19 protein-coding genes are annotated in these 21,691 nt (G+C 57.7%); 8 read left to right on the top strand and 11 right to left on the bottom strand.

Annotated elements, in window-relative coordinates; translation table 11 throughout:
* Positions 1 to 513: 513 nt before the first annotated feature.
* From HY010_23625 to HY010_23590, 8 genes are all read right to left on the bottom strand, one after another.
* The gene (locus HY010_23625) at positions 514 to 2,013 is read right to left on the bottom strand and encodes a beta-lactamase family protein (protein MBI3478730.1); all 1,500 of its coding nucleotides are present in this window, start codon (positions 2,011 to 2,013) and stop codon (positions 514 to 516) included.
* A gap of 146 nt (positions 2,014 to 2,159) precedes the next feature.
* Complete coding sequence (locus HY010_23620) at positions 2,160 to 3,065, bottom strand: DUF2961 domain-containing protein (protein ID MBI3478729.1); 906 nt, start codon at positions 3,063 to 3,065, stop codon at positions 2,160 to 2,162.
* Positions 3,062 to 3,277 carry a hypothetical protein gene (locus HY010_23615; GenBank protein MBI3478728.1) on the bottom strand — a complete coding sequence of 72 codons (216 nt, stop codon included), beginning with the start codon at positions 3,275 to 3,277 and terminating at the stop codon, positions 3,062 to 3,064. Before HY010_23615 ends, HY010_23620 begins: the two co-directional genes overlap by 4 nt.
* A gap of 17 nt (positions 3,278 to 3,294) precedes the next feature.
* Positions 3,295 to 4,845 (bottom strand): acyl-CoA carboxylase subunit beta, encoded by a 1,551-nt coding sequence (locus tag HY010_23610; protein ID MBI3478727.1) that lies wholly within the window; start codon positions 4,843 to 4,845, stop codon positions 3,295 to 3,297.
* A 150-nt stretch (positions 4,846 to 4,995) separates the two neighbouring features.
* Positions 4,996 to 6,006, bottom strand: coding sequence for an adenosine deaminase (gene add / locus HY010_23605; protein MBI3478726.1), 1,011 nt, complete (start codon positions 6,004 to 6,006; stop codon positions 4,996 to 4,998).
* Positions 6,007 to 6,047: 41 nt separating this feature from the next.
* Positions 6,048 to 7,565: an amino acid permease gene (locus HY010_23600; GenBank protein MBI3478725.1), complete on the bottom strand. Its 1,518-nt coding sequence runs from the start codon at positions 7,563 to 7,565 to the stop codon at positions 6,048 to 6,050.
* 166 nt (positions 7,566 to 7,731) lie between these two features.
* On the bottom strand, positions 7,732 to 7,893 hold the full coding sequence (locus HY010_23595) for a hypothetical protein (protein MBI3478724.1): 162 nt from the start codon (positions 7,891 to 7,893) through the stop codon (positions 7,732 to 7,734).
* A gap of 93 nt (positions 7,894 to 7,986) precedes the next feature.
* Positions 7,987 to 10,698: a UvrD-helicase domain-containing protein gene (locus tag HY010_23590; protein ID MBI3478723.1), complete on the bottom strand. Its 2,712-nt coding sequence runs from the start codon at positions 10,696 to 10,698 to the stop codon at positions 7,987 to 7,989.
* A 47-nt stretch (positions 10,699 to 10,745) separates the two neighbouring features.
* Between HY010_23590 and HY010_23585 the strand changes: the two genes are divergently transcribed.
* From HY010_23585 to HY010_23565, 5 genes are all read left to right on the top strand, one after another.
* A complete protein-coding gene (locus HY010_23585) occupies positions 10,746 to 11,315 on the top strand; it encodes a transposase (protein MBI3478722.1) in 570 nt (189 codons plus the stop codon).
* A gap of 53 nt (positions 11,316 to 11,368) precedes the next feature.
* The gene (gene hslV, locus HY010_23580; protein ID MBI3478721.1) at positions 11,369 to 11,959 is read left to right on the top strand and encodes an ATP-dependent protease subunit HslV; all 591 of its coding nucleotides are present in this window, start codon (positions 11,369 to 11,371) and stop codon (positions 11,957 to 11,959) included.
* 114 nt (positions 11,960 to 12,073) lie between these two features.
* Positions 12,074 to 13,486 carry an ATP-dependent protease ATPase subunit HslU gene (hslU, locus tag HY010_23575; protein ID MBI3478720.1) on the top strand — a complete coding sequence of 471 codons (1,413 nt, stop codon included), beginning with the start codon at positions 12,074 to 12,076 and terminating at the stop codon, positions 13,484 to 13,486.
* 165 nt (positions 13,487 to 13,651) lie between these two features.
* Positions 13,652 to 15,016, top strand: coding sequence for an aspartate aminotransferase family protein (locus HY010_23570; protein MBI3478719.1), 1,365 nt, complete (start codon positions 13,652 to 13,654; stop codon positions 15,014 to 15,016).
* 61 nt (positions 15,017 to 15,077) lie between these two features.
* Positions 15,078 to 16,160 (top strand): hypothetical protein, encoded by a 1,083-nt coding sequence (locus HY010_23565; GenBank protein MBI3478718.1) that lies wholly within the window; start codon positions 15,078 to 15,080, stop codon positions 16,158 to 16,160.
* An 11-nt stretch (positions 16,161 to 16,171) separates the two neighbouring features.
* Here the strand turns inward: HY010_23565 and HY010_23560 are convergent, their stop codons facing one another.
* Both HY010_23560 and HY010_23555 read right to left on the bottom strand, forming a co-directional pair.
* Positions 16,172 to 17,431: an RNA polymerase sigma factor gene (locus HY010_23560; protein ID MBI3478717.1), complete on the bottom strand. Its 1,260-nt coding sequence runs from the start codon at positions 17,429 to 17,431 to the stop codon at positions 16,172 to 16,174.
* A 43-nt stretch (positions 17,432 to 17,474) separates the two neighbouring features.
* Positions 17,475 to 17,831, bottom strand: a complete 357-nt coding sequence (locus tag HY010_23555) for a YciI family protein (GenBank protein ID MBI3478716.1) — start codon at positions 17,829 to 17,831, stop codon at positions 17,475 to 17,477.
* Positions 17,832 to 17,943: 112 nt separating this feature from the next.
* Between HY010_23555 and HY010_23550 the strand changes: the two genes are divergently transcribed.
* Complete coding sequence (locus HY010_23550; protein MBI3478715.1) at positions 17,944 to 18,747, top strand: fumarylacetoacetate hydrolase family protein; 804 nt, start codon at positions 17,944 to 17,946, stop codon at positions 18,745 to 18,747.
* 77 nt (positions 18,748 to 18,824) lie between these two features.
* Here the strand turns inward: HY010_23550 and HY010_23545 are convergent, their stop codons facing one another.
* Complete coding sequence (locus HY010_23545) at positions 18,825 to 19,268, bottom strand: MarR family transcriptional regulator (protein MBI3478714.1); 444 nt, start codon at positions 19,266 to 19,268, stop codon at positions 18,825 to 18,827.
* Between the two features lie 92 nt (positions 19,269 to 19,360).
* Between HY010_23545 and HY010_23540 the strand changes: the two genes are divergently transcribed.
* On the top strand, positions 19,361 to 20,026 hold the full coding sequence (locus HY010_23540) for an ankyrin repeat domain-containing protein (protein ID MBI3478713.1): 666 nt from the start codon (positions 19,361 to 19,363) through the stop codon (positions 20,024 to 20,026).
* 331 nt (positions 20,027 to 20,357) lie between these two features.
* Positions 20,358 to 21,581, top strand: a complete 1,224-nt coding sequence (locus HY010_23535; GenBank protein MBI3478712.1) for a PDZ domain-containing protein — start codon at positions 20,358 to 20,360, stop codon at positions 21,579 to 21,581.
* Positions 21,582 to 21,691 lie beyond the last annotated feature (110 nt).

Here is a 21,691-nt window from a genome sequence, read left to right as displayed (position 1 = left end):
TAATCGTTCTTTGACACGTTCTGAAGTTTTCCCGGTTGGTGCAGCGTCCGGGGCTCAAGCGAAGTCACTTCAATAACCGCAAGGTGAGTTGAAGAGGGCGAGCAAGGGTCTATAGCTAAGCGCTGGTCGAGGCGAACAAGAGCCCATGTCGAAGGCAGGATAGAGTCCCGAGGCGTTGGATTGGTTTATCCGGTTGGCGGTGAGCCCGGAGCCCGAGCAAGATCGCCGCGAAGTTAACCTGCAAAGGTGCTTTGCGAGTGAGGTCAGCAAGGGTCTAAACGCGAGCTACTGGCCGAGACGAATGATTCCAACACCACCTCGGGACTCTCTATTTGTACGTGTGCCCTTCCTTGAGTTTTTCCCACCAGACATAGGATTCGTCCTCAGAGAGATCAACTTCTTGACCACGGGGAGCACAGAGGACACGGGGAAATGCGACAGGTTTTCTCCGTGTCCTCTGTGACCCCCGTGGTTAGGAGTTTCGCCAGCACGGAGATGAACCTGAGGCAGCCGTCAAGGCAGGCGCGCCGTGATATACCGCGCCCAATCCACGGCCACACTGGGATCGCGATTGGCGAGCACGACGACGGTATAGCCGGTATCCAGGTGCATGTCCAGTTCGGCATTCATTCCGGGCGCGCCGCCGTTGTGGCCGACCACGCGCTTGCCGTCGACAACTTTTTCTCCAAATCCATAAGCGTATTGTGTGCCTTCCGGCATTTGCGGGGGATGAACCTTGCCAGTCGTGACGAGGCGAGTCATCTCGGGCGATAGCAAACGGTTGCTTCGCAACGCCTGGTCGAACTTCAGCAGATCGCCAACGGTGGAGTCTCCGCCGCCCGCTGAACTTCCTCGCCAGGGCAGCGAACCAGTGTTCGGTCTGAGCGGTCCCTTTGGGTCGTCCTCACCTTCATCACCGCCGCGGGTATAGCCCACGGCCAGGTTTGCAACTTTCTCAGTCGGCGGAGGGCTGCCCGAATCCTTCATCCCCGCGACGTCGTAGATGTGCTTCTTGACGTAATCGTAGTAGCTCTCGCCAGAGACTTTCTCGATGATTAGGCCAAGCACCAGAAAACCGGCGTTGCTGTAACGCCAGTCCTTGCCGGGCTCGAAATCAAGTGGCTTGTTGACGAAGAGGGGGAGGTAGTCCTTCAACTCGTGGAGCGAATCCTTTTTCTGGTCGAATTCCGGAGTGAAGAAATCGCCCAGGCCCGAAGTGTGCGTGAGCATTTGCTCAACCGTGATCTTGTTGGCGACATCTTTGTTGGGATAGTCGGGAAGCGCATGCGCCAGCGTGTCGGTGAACTTGAGTTTGCCCTGTTGCACCAGCTGCGCGATCGCGACCGCCGTAAACATCTTGTTCATCGAACCGAGACGGAAGCGTGTATCGACGGTGTTGGCGACTTGAGCTTCGCGGTTGGCGAGGCCGTAGGCTTTTTGCCAGATTATTTTTCCGTCTTTTGCCAGCAATGCCGCACCGGAAAATTTATCGGCGGCGGCTAGTTCGGTCAGCTTGCCATCGACGTCTTTGGTGAGCTGATCGACCGGCACTTTCGCAGGAGGCGGGCCCTGCGCTTGTGGCGGGCCTCCGACGAGTTGGACGTCAAAATCCCCGATCCATTGCGGATTTGAGTCGGACACAGCGACCATGATGCGGGCGCGCCTGTCGGAATTCTGCTCTTTGACGATGCCAGTAATTTTCCGGTCAGTGGAGCTTTCGATTTTTTCAAGCTCAAATCCGCCCGTTTGCTGGCGCAGCCCCATTTCCCTGCCCAGACGCCGCGCAGGATCTTTGACTTCTGCTGGGTCCAGATGTTCAGCCTGGAATTTCTGGATCGTGTCCTTGTCTCCGGAGTTAAAAGTCTCTAGCCACTGGGAAAGCAGCTTTCCCACGGGGGTCGAGGGTATCTGGACAGCAGACTCGGCAGTCGCCTTCGGCTGGCCAAGGACAGACACGGGAGACGTCGCAAGCCAGACTACGGCAACGATGGTGACAACTGGCAGCATCTTCATGGATGGGATCGATCTCCAGAACATGGGGTTGGATATTGGAGGAGCAATCGTGCGCGCCCTCTCACTTATAGACGAAAAATCGTCAGGAAGGTTTACAGGCGAGGTCGATTTGGCGCGTGGCAACGAGCGACGCCGGTATCGTGCGACTACTTGGAGTTCCCCGGTCCTCCTACAAAAACTAGCTTCGGTATGCGCTGTTCCAGTGGCGGCAACGTGGGGAAAGCGGCGTGCGGCTCCGACTGATACCAGTACGCCACGGAATAGAAATTGTCCGAGCGATGATTGGCGTGTCCATGTTCGATGGTTGCACGCAGAGACTTCGTGAAAGTAATGGGCGAATCGAGATGGAAACGATATACCGACGAGTGCGCCCCAGCCATTTCCTCTCCTTTTACCGGAGCACCATACAAACCATAGGCAAATGAATTGTCGGCGAAACCCCAGGCGCCCAAGAAGTAGTCTTCGGAACCTGTGCCGTTGATCGAAGGCAACGCTTCGCCGTCGACAAAGAACATGTCATCGCCTTCTCCCCACCAGCCATCCTGATTTTGCAGTACAGACATCGTCACGCCGACAAAGTGCCCGCGCCCGGCCGCTTCCATCCAGACGTAGTTGCCCTCGCCATTCAAGTTCTTACGATTGTTGACCGCAGGATCTCCATTCGTCTTCCACTCGTTCGTCCAACCATGCGCCGGAACGGCCTGCCGATATTGGGCATGAAAGTACAACTGATCCGCGGGAAGAGGCCTCGCATAGGCGCGGTAATCGAGATTGAAATAAAACGAGTTCGTCTTCTGTGACCCTTCGTTGGTTACCGTGATCCGCGCATGCTTCTGGAAGGGCATGGGGAAGTAACAATTCAGAGCCTTCGCCGATCCGACCGAAAGCGGGATGGACTGGTAGGGGAAATACGAATTCAACCCAAGTCCGAAAAAATCGCCAATGGGAGCTTCGACGCTCGGCGTAGATTCCCCGTCCCAATACATACGCAGGACGAGAGCCTTCAGGTGATTCCCATCTTCGCTTGCGATTGTGGCCCAAAGATGACTCACGAGGCCGGTCCATCAGCGTCGAGCAGAGTCAGCGTCGCACCGGGAACAATCTCGCGCGCGTCCGCATTGGCGCCTGAGCGGTCATAGCTCGACACACGCTTCTGAACGTAGTCCTTGGCTTGCGGGAGATTGGCGAGCCAGGTGTCTGGCGATTGCGCGGATGAGCAGATGGAGAGGGAGCAGAGTACGAGCAAGGAGAAGAAAAATTTCATGGGGCCTCAACTATTTCTTACAGCGGTATGTTCCCGTGCTTCTTAGCCGGATTCTTGTCGCGCTTGGTTTCCAGCATGGCGAGCGCCTGGATCAATTTCTTGCGCGTCTCCCGTGGCTGGATGACGGCATCTACAAAGCCTCGTTCCGCGGCTACATACGGATTGGCAAAGCGGTCGCGGAATTCTTCGATTTTCTGCTGGCGCATTTCGGATTTGTTGGCTGCCTGCTCGAGATCGCGTTTGTAGACGATGTCGACGGCGCCATCCGGACCCATCACCGCGATTTCGGCGCTCGGCCACGCGTAGTTGACGTCCGTGCGAATGTGCTTGGACGCCATCACGCAATAGGCGCCACCGTAGGCTTTGCGGGTGATCACGGTCACTTTCGGGACAGTCGCTTCGGCGAAGGCATAGAGCAGTTTTGCACCGTGTTTGATGATGCCGGCATATTCCTGATTCGTTCCCGGCAGAAATCCGGGTACATCTTCAAACGTCACCAGCGGGATGTTGAAGCAATCGCAGAAGCGCACGAACCGCGCGCCTTTGATCGACGCATTGATGTCGAGCGTGCCGGCCAGCATCGCCGGTTGATTCGCGACGATCCCGACTGACTTCCCGTTCAGGCGCGCGAATCCGACGACCATGTTCTTCGCGTAGTGTTCCTGCACTTCAAAGAAATAGCCGTCGTCGACTACCGAGTGGATGACGTCTTTCATGTCGTAGGGCTGGTTCGATTGATCAGGAATCAGCGAATCAAGCTTCACGTCGGCGCGGTCGATCGGATCGGTGCACGGCCGCCGCGGAGGGTCCTCCAGATTATTCGACGGCATGAAACTGAGCAGTTCTCGAACCATGGACAGACATTCAGCATCGTCGCGGCACTTGAAGTGAGCGACGCCCGATGTCTCGTTGTGAGTAGTCGCGCCCCCGAGCTGGTCTTTGGTCACTTCTTCATGCGTCACCAACTTGATGACGTCCGGCCCGGTGATAAACATATAGGACGTGTGATCTACCATCAGGATGAAGTCGGTGATCGCCGGCGAGTACACTGCGCCACCCGCGCACGGGCCCATGATGGCGGAAATCTGCGGGACGACTCCGCTGTAAAGAGTGTTGCGCAGAAAGATGTCGGCGTACCCGGCCAGCGACATCACGCCTTCCTGAATACGCGCACCGCCCGAATCGTTCAGTCCGATGACAGGCGCGCCCATTTTTGCGGCGAGGTCCATGATCTTGACGATCTTGCTGGCATTCGATTCGGAGAGCGATCCCCCAAACACCGTGAAATCCTGCGCGAAGACAAAGACCAGACGCCCTTCGATGCGTCCATAGCCCGTGATAAAGCCGTCGCCGTAATATTTCTGCTCCTGCATGCCGAAGTCGTTACAGCGATGCGTGACCAGTTTGTCGGTCTCTTCGAAGGTGCCTTCGTCGAGCAGAAACTCGATGCGCTCGCGCGCCGACATCTTGCCTTCTTTGTGCTGGCGCTCCCGGCGATGCGCGCCTCCGCCTTCTTCGGCGAGGCCGTTGCGCTTCTTCAATTCGGCAAGTTTCTCTTCGAGTTTCATACGGGGACATTATAGGCGAGGGATTCGCCGGTGGTCGTTCGTCGCTAGTCGTTAGTCGTTAGTCGTTCGCGGTTCTCTCTGTGCCGGTGCGACCCGTCTTTGTCGAAAAGCACGGTGCAAACGACCAACGACTAGCGACCAACGACTTCCTCACGAACGCAGCGCGGTGGCATCCAGCAGATCGAGGAACTGAATTTTCTTTTCTGCGGGCAGAAACGACGCCTCAAATGAATTGCGCGCCAGTTCGCGAAGATGCTCGTCGGTGAAGCCGAAGTTTTCCTGCACCAACTGGAACTCCTCCGCCAGAGACGTGCGAAACATGGCGGGATCGTCGCTGTTGAGAGTAAGCATGAGCCCGTTATCAAAGTAGTTCCGCACAGGATGCTGTGAAAGATCGGCGCAGCAACCAGTTCGCACATTGCTGGTGACACAAATCTCGATCGGGACCTGCCGCTCGGACAGTTCCTCCATCAGTTCCGGATCCTGCCCTGCCGTGAGACCGTGGCCGATGCGCTCTGCCTTGAGATTCAGCGCTCCCCAGATGGACTCTGGTCCAGCGTTTTCACCCGCGTGCGCGGTGAGATGAAGTCCCCGCTCGGATGCGCGGGCGTACACGTCCTTGAATAGTTCTGCCGGACCCTGCAGTTCGTCCCCGCCAATGCCGAAAGCTACGACATTGCGATCGCGAAACTGAATGGCAAGGTCAACCACCATCTGCGCTTTGTCGGCGCCAAATTGCCGGACCGCATCGAAAATCCAAAGCAGCGAAATTCCAAAATCTTTCTCGCCCCGCTCGCGGCCGCGCTCCAAGCCTTCAAATATCTCCGGGAAATTCTGTTTGCGCCATAGGCAGACTCCCACCGAAATAAACACCTCGGCATGCAATACATTTTCCGACTTCAGCCGTTCCATCAAACGATACGTAATCAGTTCGTAGTCTTCCGGAGTGCGCAGGTGTCCAGTGACGTCTTTGAACGCCATCAGAAAGCCGTTGAAGTCGGAGTAGTTGTAGAGTTGCTCGACTTCGGCGAGGGACGCGCCTTCCATTCCGTGACGCTGGCGGAGTTCGAGTAGCGTTGCTGGCTCGATGGAACCTTCCAGGTGAAGATGCAGCTCGGCCTTCGGCAGCGAGAGGATGAAACGCGAAGGCGCGGCAGGCATGTCGGGATTGTATCTCTGTGCTACCAGCGTCTTGTTCAGAATTATTTTGTCTTGCAGAACTCGCTGTGATGCCGGCTGTAGAAAACGTAAATCAGCAGTCCGAGCGCCAGCCAGATCACGAAACGCAACCAGGTTATCAAGGTTAAGCCCAACATCAGCCCACCACACAACACGACCGAGATCAGGGGAAACCAGGGAACAAACGGCACACGGAAAGCTCGCTTTCGATCCGGCTGCCTGTGCCGCAGGAAAATGACGCCGATTGAAACCAGCACGAAGGCGAACAGGGTTCCGATATTAGCAAGATCGGCGGCGTCACCGATATCCACGAGGCCAGCGGGAATGCCGACCGCAAAACAGGCAATCCATGTTGACCAGTGCGGAGTCTTGTATTTCGGGTGAACAGCCGAGAACAACTTGGGCAACAATCCGTCGCGTGACATTGCGTACCAGATGCGCGCCTGGCCGTATTGAAAAACCAGCAGCGACGAGATCATCCCCGTCAGCGCTCCAATCACAATCACTGACCGGAAGAATGGATGCACGCCAAGATACTTCATCGCATAGGCAACCGGTGCTTCCGCAGCCGCTCCGGAAACGAATGTCGTGTACTTCATCATGCCCAGCAGCACCACCGCGACGCCGACATACAACAGCGTGCAAACGATCAGCGACATGATGATGCCGAACGGTAAGTCTTTTTGCGGATTACGCGACTCTTCCGCCGCCGTCGACACCGAATCGAACCCGATGTAGGTAAAGAAAACAATCGCGCCGCCGGTAACGATTCCTGCAAAGCCCGAAGGCGCAAACGGAGTCCAGTTGGCTGGCTTCACGAGCATGCTGCCGACGACCATAAAGGTGAGGATGGCCCCGATCTTCACCATCACCATGATGTTGTTGGTGGAAGCAGATTCTTTCACTCCGCGCACCAGCAGCAGCGTGAGAATGAAAACAATCAGGAAGCCCGGCATGTTGAAATACGCGCCGGTCCACTGCCCTCCAGCCCATACGGGACTTGCCCACTTGTCGGGCAAGGTCAGACCGAAAGCTGCAAATTGTGCCTTGGTATATCCGGCGAAACCGACCGCCACCGCCACGTTGCTGACTACGTATTCCAGAATCAGATCCCAGCCGATGATCCAGGCAAATATTTCACCGAGGGTTGCATAAGAATACGTGTACGCGCTTCCCGCGATCGGAATCATCGATGCGAGTTCCGCGTAGCACAGGCCGGCAAAACTACAGGCGATCGCCACCAGGAAAAACGAAATGGCAATCGACGGCCCAGCCGGCGGACGGCCATGCATGAGCGCCCCCGCAAAGGTACCTTTGTGCAGGAAGTTCACGATAAGGTCGAGCGCCTGCGCGTGCAGGATGGAAGGAGCCTGAAAATATTCTCCCGCGGCCGCCGTTCCCGTGAGAACAAAGATCCCCGAACCGATGATGGCCCCAATGCCGAGTGCAGTCAGCGACCACGGCCCCAGCGTTTTGCTGAGGCGGGTCTCCGGATGTTCCGAATCCGAAATCAGTTTGTCGATGGACTTGCAGCAAAGCAACTGGCTGCCGCTATTGGCAGGCGCATCGTTCGCGGGTGATTGTGCCAAGAGACTGTGTCTCCTCACATGAACTGGAAGGCGCGAGCGAATCCGCCCGCGCCTTCGTCTTGATCCATTCGCTGCAAGCTATGCGTTTCGCAGCTCGCAGCTCCTGACTCGCAGCCCTTTAGCGCTTCGCCTGGCCGCGCACCATTTTCTTCATCTTGCGCTTCTTCGATCCGCGCGCGTAATCGCGGGGCTTCTTCGGCTTCTCGGTCTTGCTCTTCTTGCGCGCAGTACGCTTCGCTGTCTTGCGTTCTTCTTTTGCCAGTTTCTTTGTGTTTGCCATGAATTATTTGTGTGTTTCCTTCTTTTAGATGTAGTCCGTGAGCTTATTGCTCTCAGGTGAAACTGAATGCGAATTGCTGAGTGCTGACTGTCACTATGCCTTCTGCAACTGCGCGTACTTCTCCACCAGCTTCTTCAAACCGAAGCGAGGGAATTGTACCGTAATCTTGGCATCTTCCCCATCCCCTTCGCGCTGATAGACCGTTCCTTCGCCGTATTTCGGGTGCTTCACCTTCTGTCCAGGGCGAAAGCCGCGCTTGCCGGAGGACTCTTCGACGGGCAGTCTCGGGATATTGAACTTCTTCCCGCGCGACGAAAAGAACTCCGCAATATTGTCGATAGAGTTGTAGTTTCGCACCGGCGCCGCAGATTTCGGCTTCACCCGCGCCGGATTCCAACTCGCACTCTGATCCTCGTCTTCGTACGAATAGTGTACCGACTCTGTCTCCTGGGAATAAGAGCGGGAATGTGGCGCGGGCGCCCCCGCCCGCGAACTGCTGGCCCCGGAGCCTGAAGACTTCTTCCTACCGCCCATCTCTTCCACCAATTCCACCGGCACTTCGTCCAGGAATCGCGAAGGGATGCTCGCTTCCGGCATGTCGGTACCATAACGGCGACGATAAACAGCTCGCGATAAGACCAGCGTATCCATTGCGCGCGTCATTCCGACATAACAAAGCCGCCGTTCCTCTTCCATCTGGTCGGGCTCGTTCAACGTCCGCGAATGCGGAAAAAGACCTTCCTCCATCCCGGCCAGCACCACCAGCGGAAACTCCAACCCTTTGGCGGCATGCAGCGTCATGAGTGTGATCTGCGCACGCTCGTCATATTGATCAGCGTCACTGACGAGCGCAGCATGGTCGAGGAACTGGTCGAGAGTCTCTCCACGATCGCGGGAATCCATGGCTGCATTGACCAGTTCGCGGAGGTTTTCAATCCGCGAATAGGCTTCGGGCGTATCTTCGTCCTCGAGTTGCTTGATGTAGCCGGTGCGGTCGATCAGGAACTTGAGTAGTTCCGCGGTGGTCGCAGCCTCGCCCGGTGCGCGAAAACCCTCCACGGCTGTATCTGCCTCGCCGCCCTTAGTTTCGCCGAAGTTTACAGGAACGTCGTCTTGCCCGGCGGGAAACGCGACGCTGCTGTCCAGATCCGCGTCCTCGACGATATCTGGTCCAAAATCGAAGCTGAAGTTGCTGGGATCGAAGTCGGTGTCGGGCGCGTCCGAGACTTCCTCCGCTTCCATACGTGGAACTGGCAACGACGCTCGCTCACTTACCGCCGGAACCCCCGCGTCACGACGGTCCTCCGCTGCACTGCTCTCTTTCAGTCGATCGGCATACGTGCCCGCCAGCATCGCACGTCCATCTTCGATCAGGTCGCGAAATGCCTTGATCGCGAGCAGGGCTCGTCCCGGCAGCAATTGGCGTTCGATCGCCTGCCCAATCGCACCCCACAGGGACAATCCCGTCTCCAGCGCCAACCGCTCGATCGTCTCGATGGTCGTCTTGCCGAGACCACGCGCGGGCGTATTAATCACGCGCAACAGGGAGATCGAATCATCGGGATTCAGGATGACTTTCAAATACGAGTTCAGGTCTTTGATCTCAGCCCTGTCGTAGAAAGAAAATCCGCCGACCACGTGATACTTCAGCCCGTAGCGCCGCAGCGCTTCTTCAAACAAACGCGACTGCGAATTTGTTCGATAGAGCACCGCTGCGCGAGCATCCTCAGCCCGCTCCGCTGACTCGCGCACGTAACGGCTGATCGCATCAGCAGCAAAGAGCGCTTCGTTCTCCCCGTCGGGAGCTTCGTAGTAGCCGATCTTCGAACCGCCTTGCCGCGAAGTCCAAAGATTCTTCCCTTTGCGCCGGACGTTGTTCGACACCACCGCCGATGCAGCCTGCAAAATGTTCTGCGTCGAACGATAGTTCTGCTCCAGCCGCACGATCTTCGCTTCCGGAAAATCCCGCTCGAACTCGAGAATGTTACGGATGTCCGCGCCTCGCCACGAATAAATCGATTGATCTTCATCGCCGACCGCGCAGATGTTGTGCCGCTCGCCCGCCAGCAGCCGCATCATTTCGTATTGCGGACGGTTCGTATCCTGATACTCGTCCACCAGGATGTATTGAAAACGCCGGTTGTAATATTCGCGAACCGCCGCCACCGATTTCAGCAGGCGCATGGCTTCGAGCAGCAGATCGTCGAAGTCCATCGCGTTCGCCTTGAGCAGTTCTTTGCGATATTCCTCGTAGATGTGGGCGACCCGTTCCATCTTGGGATCGGCCGATTCCAGATAAATTTCCTGCGGGTTGAGCATGTGGTTCTTGGCCCAGGATATTCGCGAGAGCACTGTGCGCGGCGTGAGTTGCTTATCGTCCAACCCGATCCGCCGCATGATGCCCTTCACAACCTGTTGCTGATCGCTCTCGTCGTAAATCACGAAATTCTTGGTAAGCCCGATGGGCGGCTGCCCCGGCACCGCCGACGGAATCCGCAGAGCTTCGATATCTCTCCGCAGCACGCGTACACAGAACGAGTGAAACGTGGAAATGACCGGCTTCGCCACGCTGCGCTGCCCGACCAGTTTCTCCACACGTTCTGCCATCTCGGACGCGGCCTTGTTGGTGAAGGTCATCGCCAGGATCGACTCCGGCATCACACCGTGATGTTCGATCAGGTAGGCAATCCGAAACGTGATGACGCGCGTCTTCCCGCTTCCGGCTCCGGCCAGAATCAGCACAGGACCGTCAGTAGTTTCAACGGCTTCGCGTTGTTGTGGGTTTAAATCGTCCAGAAACGACAAAAAGGTTGGCTCCGCAGTGCGCTAGATGAATTTTACAGGATGGTTGTGTGGGGCGGGCATTCCTGCCCGCCTGGCATTGTCACAATCCGGTTGTAGCCACGATCACAGAAATAACCTGCCCTCCCGCCTACGATGTGCCGATGATTCGTCTCCGGCCCGGCCCCTACGACTATCGTCGTAAACTGCCGCACTATCAGAAATTTGACCGGCCCCTATTCGTTACCTTCTGCAAGCGGACAAAAGACCCGCTGAGCCCTGCCGCCCGGTCTCTCGTGCTAGATCATTGTCTCAAGGGAAATGGCCGCACCATGCATCTCCACGCTGCCGTGATCATGCCAGAGCACGTGCATCTCTTGTTAACCCCGATGCGGAACGCGGAGGGATGGCCGTTTCCGCTGAAAGACATTCTCAAACTCATCAAAGGCCCTTCCGCACGTCATATCAATATGCTTACAGGTGCCTCCGGGGCTCTATGGCAGGACGAATCCTTCGATCACGTTCTGCGTTCCAACGAGAGCTTCAAACAAAAGGTCGAATACATTCGGCAGAATCCGATTCGCAGAGGCCTTGCGGCGAGTCCAGGTGAATACCCATGGCTCTGGGTCGAACCATGTTGAGGCGGGCAGGGATGCCCGCCCCACACGAGGCTGTATAATCAAGAATTGCGCTCATGAGAAAAAGTATTCCAGCAGTACCAGCTCCCAGACACAGCACCTCCGAGCCGAAGGCTCCCAGAATCAGATCGACAACGGTCCTGTGTGTCCGCCGCGACAATAAGGTCGTGATGGCTGGAGACGGCCAAGTCACGCTCGGCGACTCCGTCATCAAGCATGGCGCGAAGAAGATTAGGCGTCTGTATCAGGACAAGATTCTCGCTGGATTCGCCGGCTCGACCGCCGACGCGTTTTCCCTATTCAGCCGCTTCGAATCGAAGCTCGACCAATACCACGGCAACCTGGGACGCTCCGCCGTCGAACTCGCAAAAGAATGGCGGACAGATAAACTGCTGCGCCATCTGGAAGCGCTGCTGCTGGTCTCGGACAAAGAACAGACGTTCCTGCTGAGCGGCAATGGAGATGTCATCGAACCCGACACTGGCATTGCAGCAATCGGCAGCGGTGGCCCGTTTGCACAAGCCGCTGCACAAGCGCTCGCCGATCACACGAAGCTTTCGCCGCGTGAGATTGCCGAAGAAGCCATGAAAATTGCCGGCCGCATGTGCATCTATACGAATGACAAGGTTACGATTGAGGAGCTTTAGGAAGGCAGGTGTCAGGTCTTAGGTGTTAGGTCTCAGGAAATCAAGAGTTGCCAGCGAGAGGCGCCTTTCAGATTTCCTGACACCTGAGACCTAACACCTTAGACCTGCTCTCATATGGCAATTTATCTACCCGGTACCGCCGAAGAAGAACAAATCGCGCTCGACGAACTCACTCCACGCGAGATCGTCGCTGCACTCGACAAGTACGTTGTCGGGCAGAAGGACGCCAAGCGCGCCGTCGCCATCGCCCTGCGCAATCGCATGCGCCGGCAGAAACTGACGCCTGAGTTGGCCGAAGAAGTCATTCCCAAAAACATCATCATGATCGGCCCCACCGGCGTGGGCAAAACCGAGATTGCGCGCCGTCTGGCCAAGCTCGCCAACTCGCCGTTTCTGAAAGTTGAAGCTTCGAAGTTCACGGAAGTCGGTTATGTGGGACGCGATGTGGAATCGATGATCCGCGACCTGGTCGAGATCGCGATCGAGATGATCCGCGAAGAGAAGCTCGAAGACGTTGCCGACAAAGCGGAACTGAACGCGGAGGAACGACTGCTCGACCTTCTGCTGCCTCCGACCACGCCGCGCCCAGCGGAGACTCCGCAACCCGGCTTTGTCCTGGAAGGAAACACACCGTCTGGCGAATCCCACTCGCGCACACGCGAAAAATTGCGTCAGCAATTGCGCGAAGGCAAGCTCGACGACCGCCAAGTCGAAATCGAAACGCGCGAGCGCAATTTTCCGTCGTTCGAAATCATCTCCAACCAGGGCGTCGAGGAGATGGACGTCAACCTCAAGGACATGCTGCCCAACATCTTCGGCCAGCGCACCAAGAAGCGGAAGATGAAGGTCAACGAGGCGTTCGAGTATCTGATCCAGGAAGAAGAGCAGCGCCTGATTGACATGGAGCAGGTCACGCGCACTGCCATCGACCGCGTGGAAAACTCCGGCATCATCTTCCTCGACGAAATCGACAAGATCGCCGGACGCGAAAGCGGCCACGGTCCAGATGTTTCCCGTGAAGGAGTGCAGCGCGACATCCTGCCCATCGTCGAAGGTACGACCGTCAACACACGTTACGGGATGGTGCGCACGGATCACATTCTTTTCGTCGCCGCGGGGGCATTCCACGTTTCCAAGCCCAGCGACTTGATTCCAGAGTTGCAGGGCCGTTTTCCGATCCGGGTGGAATTGCAGTCGCTGACGATGGAAGACTTTATTCGCATTCTGACAGAGCCAAAGTCGTCGCTGACCAAGCAATACACGGCACTGCTCGAAACCGAAGGCGTGAAGCTCGAATTCACTCCCGACGCGCTCGACGAAATCGCGCGCTTCGCATTCCGCGTAAACGAAGGCACAGAGAACATCGGCGCGCGCCGTCTGCATACCATCATGGAGCGCGTGCTCGACGAAATCAGCTTCGAGGCTCCTGAGAAGAAGGGCCAGACGTTCACCATCGACGCGGCGTACGTACAGAAAATGCTGAGCGAGATCGTCAAGGATCAGGATCTGTCGCGCTACATCCTGTAGGAAGGTCAGAGGTGAGAGGTCAGATTGCAAAGGTGAAATGCTACGAGCCGCGAGCTACGCGCCAGAAGCAAAGCGGTTGCTCGTAGCCCGCAGTTAATCGCTCGCAGCTTCACTTCTGCAATCTGACCTCTTACCTCAGACCTTCTTTTTCTGCTAGTCTCCGCAATGAATATGGCCGCTACCTTCGACCGCAACCGTCTCCAGTCCCTGATGCAGCGTGAGCAAACGCGCTTCATCAATGAGAATCCAAAGTCCAAAGCCATCTTCGAACGCGGCAAAAAGTCGCTGCTCTCCGGCGTTCCCATGAATTGGATGGTGAAGTGGGCGGGAGCATTTCCTCCGGTGGTTCGCGAAGCCCAAGGTGCTCACTTCTACGACCAGGACGGCCATCGCTACATCGATTTCTGTCTCGGAGACACGGGCGCCATGACGGGCCACTCGCCCCACGCCGCCGTGAAGGCCCTCGAAGAGCAGGCCCGGCGCGGCATCACGCTCATGCTGCCGTCCGAAGATGCCGTTTTCGTCGCGGAAGAATTGCAAAAGCGTTTCGGCCTGGCGTACTGGCAATTCGCGCTGACCGCCACTGATGCCAACCGTTTTTCAATTCGTCTCGCGCGCCAGATCACCGGACGCTCCAAGATTCTGGTCTTCAACTGGTGTTATCACGGTTCGGTCGATGAGTGCTTTATTACGTTGCATCCCGACGGCACGAGCACGTCTCGACGAGGAAATATTGGTCCACCGGTCGACCTGTCGGTAACCACGAGGGTTGTGGAATTCAACGACGTGCCTGCTCTGGAGAAAGCCCTGGCGCATGGCGACGTCGCCTGCGTGCTCGCCGAACCGGCGATGACCAATGTCGGCATCGTGCATCCCGTCGACGGATACCACCACGCGCTCCGCGAACTGACGCGCAAGTACGGCACGCTGCTCATCATCGACGAGACCCACACCATTTGCGCAGGCCCCGGCGGATTCACTCGCGCCCAGAACCTTGATCCGGACTTTCTGGTCTTCGGCAAGCCAATTGGCGCAGGCGTTCCCGGCGCCGCCTACGGATTCACCCAGCAGGTGGCCGATCTGATCGCAAAAAATTACAGTCTCGAGGATTGCGACACGGGCGGCATCGGCGGCACACTCGCCGGCAACGCGCTTTCACTCGCCGCCATGCGTGCGACGTTGACAAAAGTTCTCACTCCGGAAGCCTTTGACCGCATGATGCCCATGGCGGAACGTTGGACCGCCGGCGTGCAGAAAGTGATCAACGATTTCGGGATGCCCTGGAGCGTCACTCGCCTGGGCTGCCGGGCGGAATATCTGTTCGGTCCGAACGAACCAAGGAACGGAACCGAAGCCCACGACGCGATGGACTTCGAACTCGAGCGCTTCATGCATCTGTACGCCATGAATCGCGGCATCCTGCTCACGCCGTTCCATAACATGGCCCTGATGTCCCCCGCCACCGCGCCCGAGGACGTCGATCAACACAGCAAAGTCTTCCGCGAAGCCGTCCGCGAGTTGATGGGATAAGTCTGTCGCCGCGGCAAGATGCTGTCGCGACAACATCATCTGATACCCTTTCAGTTTCGGCATGACTCCTGCCTTTCTAAGACTGCTCGCAACTTCGGCTCTCTGCGCCCTGCTCTCCGGTTGCGCCCAGACTGGACCACCCTTGCCGCCGTCGCTTGAATTGCCCAAGCCTCCCTCCGATCTGCGCGCCGTCCGCAAAGGAAATCGGGTGACGCTGAGTTGGAGCGTGCCTACCCGCACTACTGACCGTCAGACCGTGCGATCACTTGGGCCCACGCGGATCTGCCGAAGCCTGGACGCCGAGGTGAAGGAATGTGGTGCGCCGGTCGGAGAGCTTCCATCTCCATCGGCCCAGCCGTCGGGTTCGACACAGACACAATCCCAGATGTTCACCGATACTTTGCCTGGTCTGATTCAACAGGGAAATCCCTCTGGCGATGTCACATATGCCGTCGAGGTTCTTAACCGGGATAGCCGAAGCGCCGGTTTCTCGAATCGAGTCACGATTCCAGCCATGCCAACCCTTCCGCCGCCGGCTGATTTTCGCGCAGAGCTGACCGCCGGTGGCGTCGCGTTCAATTGGACCGCCACCGCGGACACCACTGCTCCCGCTGGGGTCCAGTATCACTACAGGATTTACCGGCGCGACGAGAACACGGGCAAAGACACGATCGTCGGCGAATCAGCCGTCACAGAGCGGGCTTCGACACATCCTCCGGATGCGGCGTTCGAATGGGAGAAAACGTACTTGTATCGGATCACGTCGCTGAGCACCAGGAGTGTTAACGGTGGCGACGTCCAGGTGGAGGGAGACGATAGTCCGAGCGTAAGAATCATCGCGCGCGACGTGTTCCCTCCCGCGGTGCCCTCCGGCGTGCAGGCTGTCTATTCCGGCGAGGGGCAAAAACTATTCGTCGATTTGATCTGGGGTCCGGTGACGGACGCCGACCTGGCTGGCTACAACATCTATCGCCGCGAGGACGGCGGTTCCCCCGCGAAGTTGAATGCCGACCTGGTGAAATCGCCGGCCTATCGCGATCCCGCAGTGGCCTCGGGAAAGGTATACCTCTATTCCGTAGCGGCAGTCGATGTACGCGGCAATGAGAGCGCGCACTCCGACGAAGCGAGCGAATCTGTCCCCTAGAATCTGGCTCGTCAGGCTCGCGCTTCCATCTCCGCCAATCTTCGCGACAGAAAAGCACGCGCCGCTTCGTTGCTCGTAAGCGCGAGAGCCCGGCGGTACGCCAAGGCAGCTTCAGGCCACTGACGAAGTCGCCGCAGCAAATCCCCGCGGGCCGCGGGCAGCAGATAGTACTCGCGAAGCTCCTGCTTCCCTTCGAGGCCATCGAGCAGACGCAGGCCCTCGGCGGGTCCGATGGCCATAGCCACAGCCGCCGCATGATTCAATTCCACAACCGGCGAGGGCTGTACCCGCAGCAGAGCCTGATAAAGCAAGACTATCTGTTTCCAGTCGGTTTCTTCCGCGCGCGCTGCCTGCGCATGAATCGCCGCAATGGCGGCCTGCAAGGCGTAGGGACCGGCCGGACTGCCGCGCAAAGCGGACTCTACGAGCCCCAGACCTTCGCGAATTTCCTGCTGGCTCCACAGACTGCGATCCTGTTCCTCGAGCAATACCACTTCCCCTCTTGCATCCGTTCGCGCGGAGCGACGAGAATGATGCAGCAGCATCAGCGCCAACAACGCGCCGGCCTCGCTCTGTCCTGGAAGTAATTCGCGGATAAGCCTTCCCAATCGAATCGCCTCACTGCACAGTTCCCGACGAACCGCCGCGTCTCCTGAGATGGCGCTGTAGCCTTCGTTGAAGACGAGATACACCACCAGCATGACCGCTTCGAGCCGGGCCGCCAGTTCACCCTCAGGCGGAACTCGATACGGAATACGAGCATCACGAATCTTCTGTTTCGCGCGCACCAGTCGCTGTGACATGGTGGCGAGCGGGACCAGAAATGCCCGCGCAATTTCTTCGGTGCTCAAACCGCACAACGTGCGCAGTGTGAGAGCCACCTGGGCCTCCAGCATCAGCGCGGGGTGACAGCAGGTAAAGATCAGCCGCAACCGGTCATCGCCAATCCCGTCTTCGGCAGGCTGCCGCAACATGTTGTCTTCCGACTCCGCTAGCTGCTGCTCCAGTACCGCAATCTTCTGCAGTTCCTCGCGCTTGGAATTAAAACAACTTTCCCGGCGAAAGCGGTCCACAGCCTTGTGATGGGCCGTCGACACCAGCCATGCTCGCGGATTGTCAGGGATCCCCTGCCGCGGCCACTGTTCGAGCGCAGTGGCGAAAGCGTCCTGCATCACTTCTTCCGCCACGTCGAAGCTGCCAAGCAGGCGGATTAGCGTCGCCAGAACCCTCCCTGACTCCTCGCGGTAAATGCGCTCTACGCTCGTGTCCATCCGGCTTCCCGCACACAGGGTAGCCGGAGACACGATCACCGGGCTAGGGCATGTCATGTGGAATGATGGGCCGGACCTCAATCGAACCCCAACGCGCGGAAGGAATCCGGGCGGCCAACGCAATGGCTTCATCCAGATCTTTGGCCTCGACCAGGTAGTAGCCACCCAGTTGCTCTTTGGTCTCCGCGAACGGCCCATCCGTGACTAAGCGCTTCTTGTCTCGGACCCGGACGGTCGTCGCAGTGCTTGTTTCCGCCAGTTCATTGCCTCCACGGTAGTGGCCGCTCTGCGCAATGCTCTTGGTAAAGTCGCCATACTCCTGCAGGATGGCATCTCGCTCCGGGTTGGCCATCTTGCCAAAAGACTGTTCATTTCCATAGATCAGCAAAAGGTATTGCATTTGCCGGGCCTCCTTAGCCGTCTAAGGCTTAGTCGAAGAGAGCACAGGATTTCGACATTTTTTCAGGAATATTTTCGCAGCGATCTCGGCACTCGTGTTTAGATAGATTTCGATGAAATATTGCCGCTTTCAACAAAACACTCACGCTCAGTATGGTTTGATCGAGTCCGTAGCCGGACGAGATGCGATTGTAAGGATCCTCTTGGCTCCTCCGGAAGAGGCAGGCGGCGATTTAGAAGGCCTGCGCACCCGGCGGATTGAGCCTATCGCCATGGAAGAGGCTTCCCTCCTGGCGCCCGTGCGGCCCTCGAAGATTGTCTGCGTGGGACGCAATTATCGCGAGCATGCCGCGGAACTCGGCAACGAGGTTCCCACCGAGCCACTGCTGTTCTTCAAGCCTCCTTCAGCCTTGCTGGCTCCCGGCGGGATTATTCTGCGTCCGAAAGCTTCCGAACGCACCGACTATGAGGGAGAACTGGGCGTCGTGATCGCGAAACGCTGTCACAAACTGCCGCCTGACGAGGACACCCGTCCCTACATCCTCGGCTACACATGCGTGAATGACTTCACCGCCCGCGATCTGCAGAAGAAAGACGATCAATGGGCGCGCGCCAAAGGTTTCAACACGTTTTGTCCCGTGGGCCCCGTAGTGAACGATGAACTGGATCCGTGGTCGGGTATTCAGGTCGAGACGCACGTCAATGGCGAAGTGCGTCAGTCGGGCAACACCAAGGATTTCATCTTCTCGCTCGGCATCGTCCTGCGCTACATCTCGCAGATCATGACTCTGGAAGCGGGCGACTTGATCGCGACCGGCACTCCGCAAGGGGTTGGACCGGTGGTCGCCGGAGATGTGATTGAAGTGTCGATTGAAGGCATCGGGACATTGCGGAATCCAGTGGCCGACGAAGCGTAACTACTTTATCGCTCCTCAAGAATATTAGCCGTAGAGACGGGGCTTGCCCCGTCTCGCTCGCGCCCCAGACCGGGGACTCACCGCGCCGCGCGCACAGCTTTTTCGATGATCTCGGCAGCCTCTTGCAGAATCAGTATCTCCGGATCGCTCACTCCCGCGAATGTCTCGGCGAGCAGTTGGATTCTTCGTTCCCTCGCCTGCTGTAACAGAGTCCGGCCTTTTGACGTGGCACTGACGTGAATCCGCCGGGCATCCTGGGCGTCTCCTTCGCTCTTCACGAGTCCTGCGGCCTTCAAGCCGGCAACGATGCGGCTCATCGTGGGCGGCTTGACCTGTTCCGCAGCCGCCAGTTGCCCAAGCGTCATCGGCCCGATGAACACGAGCACTGACAAGGCCGAGAGGCGAGCCGGCCCTTCCTGGGTCAGTACATCCCGCTGACGCGCGTGGCGCAAGAGATGGATGGCGGCGGAATGCAGCCGATCGGCGACTTCGGTTGGATTCGTTTTTCGGACGCGTGCCATAAGGAGAAGTTTAGCATTGCTAACAATCTTCTTGACAGCGGAGCAGAAATCCTATATTTCGTTAGCAGTGCTAATGAATTACGGGGGATCACATGGACTCATCCCAACGCAGTTTTGAACTCCTGCAATCTGGCGACATTGACGGCCTTCGGCGCCTGCTAAACGACAAACCAGCCGCTGCCGAGTCAAAAGACGCCAACGGAGTGAGCCTCCTGATGCACGCGATCTATCGCGGCCAACGCGATCTCGCCGAGGCGATCGCCGGCCAGAAACAAGAATTGGATATCTTCGAAGCCGCCTCACTCGGGCGTCTCGACAGGCTGCGGGAATGTCTACGCGATGCCGCGGCCGTCAACTCGTATTCGAAAGACGGCTTCACCGCTCTCCACTTTGCCAGCTATTTCGGACAGCCCGACTCCGCTCGACTGCTCCTCGCACAAGGTGCCAAGGCTGACGCCGTTGCCAGCAATCCGACGCAGGTTATGCCCCTGCACTCCGCTGCCTCCGCTCGAAATCTGGATGCCGCGCGCTTGTTGTTGGAGCACGGAGCTCCCGTCAATGCCCAGCAGCAGTTGGGATGGGTCCCGATCCACGCAGCTGCCCTGAATGGCGACCGTCCGATGGTCGATTTGTTCTTGAAGCATGGCGCGGACCCGACCATCGCCAACGACGATGGTAAGACCGCCGCCAAAGTGGCTCGCGACAAGGGACACTCCGAGATCGCTGATTTGCTGGAGCAACGGACGCCAAAATCTTAACCACCGAGGTCACGGGGATCACGGAGCACAGCGATTTGGCATTCCTTCTGTCCTCCCGGATCCAGCGGGGCAAAGTCCCTGGGTAGTGCGCCGGACGATGCTGCAAACGCTTGAAACAAAAGGTGAATGCCTTTTGCCGGAGGTGCTACTGAAGCCTGGGCGCAGCCTATCAGGATCGTCTGCTGCCCTCTCTAGCCGGACAAGTACCGCCGATTGCTTTCTAAGTAACCTTCGCTCTCGATCCGCGCATCAAACCGTCTATAATAAGGGCAGTTTCCGGGGGAAGTGCCGCGCTTTTTCGCACACTCTCTTTTCGAAAAGATAAAAATCCATGACAACGAAGTTGAAGGTCACGATTCTTGCCAGCTCGCTGGCTATCCTGTTGTTCACCCTGATCGGCGGTTACGTCAACGTTCGTGCGTCTTCGAACGATGGAGCCTACCGCCAACTGTCGGTGTACAGCGAAGTGTTGTCCCGTGTCCGCAGCGAGTACGTTGAGGAACCGAACATCCCGGCCGTGACCGAGGGCGCACTCCACGGACTGCTCGAATCGCTCGACGCCAATTCCAGTTACCTGAGCGCCGCCGAATACAAGCGCTACAAATCGATCAAGACTGACGGCAAGGCTGAGATCGGCGCCGCCGTCTCCAAACGCTTCGGATACGCCGCTGTGATTGCGGTCATCCCGGGCGGCCCGGCCGAAAAGGCAGGCATCGAGAACTCGGATATTTTCGAGTCGATCGAAGGCCGTAGTACACGCGAAATGTCGCTGGCGGAAATTCACAGCCTGCTCTCGGGTGAACCCGGATCGACTCTCACGGTCGCGGTCGTTCGCCCACGCCGAGCCGAGCCGCAGAAAATCGTTATTACGCGTGACGCCGTAACCATCCCACCGGTCGCCGACAAAATGCTGGCGGAGAATGTGGGCTACGTGAAGGTCGACGCATTCTCAAGCGGCAAATCGCAAGAGATCGCGAACAAGATTCGCAATCTGCAGAAGCAAGGCGCCAAGAAGATCGTGCTTGATCTGCGCAACGCTGCTGCGGGCGACGAAGCCGAGGGCATCGCAACCGCGAACCTGTTCCTCGATCACGGAACGATCACGTATCTGCAAGGTCAGAAGTATCCGCGTCAAGCTTTCAATGCCGACCCCGCCAAGGACATCACCAAGCTGCCGGTAGCAGTTCTCGTGAACCGTGGCACGGCTGGGCCAGCCGAGATCGTGGCTTCTGCGATCCTGGAAAATGCGCGCGGCGATGTTGTCGGCGATAAGACATTCGGCGACGGATCGGTGCAGAAATTGATCGACATGCCCGATGGCGCGGCCCTGATCCTTTCAGTGGCCAAGTACTACACGCCCAATGGCAAAGCCATTCAAGACAGTGCGGTGACTCCGAATTTTGTGGTCGCCGACAGCACCGAAGACGATGCAGGACTTCCCGATGAAGATCAGCAGGCCACTCCCGATGATCAGAATCAGAAACCGAAGAATCCGACTGACGATCAACTGAAGAAGGCTCTGGAAGTTCTGAAGAACCGCGAATCAAAAGCTTAAGAGCAGTAGCCAGTACCCCGTAGTCCATCGCCCGCTTCGGCGGGCGATTTTTTTGCGGGCTCTGTGTCTGGCCGGGCCCTGCCCCTGAGTACACTGGTTACTGCCGCTGG

Source organism: Acidobacteriota bacterium (assembly GCA_016196065.1).
Taxonomy (GTDB): domain Bacteria; phylum Acidobacteriota; class Terriglobia; order Terriglobales; family Acidobacteriaceae; genus Acidiflorens.
Note: the sequence above shows the minus strand (reverse complement) of the source record. Positions and strands in the feature narration are given on the sequence as shown.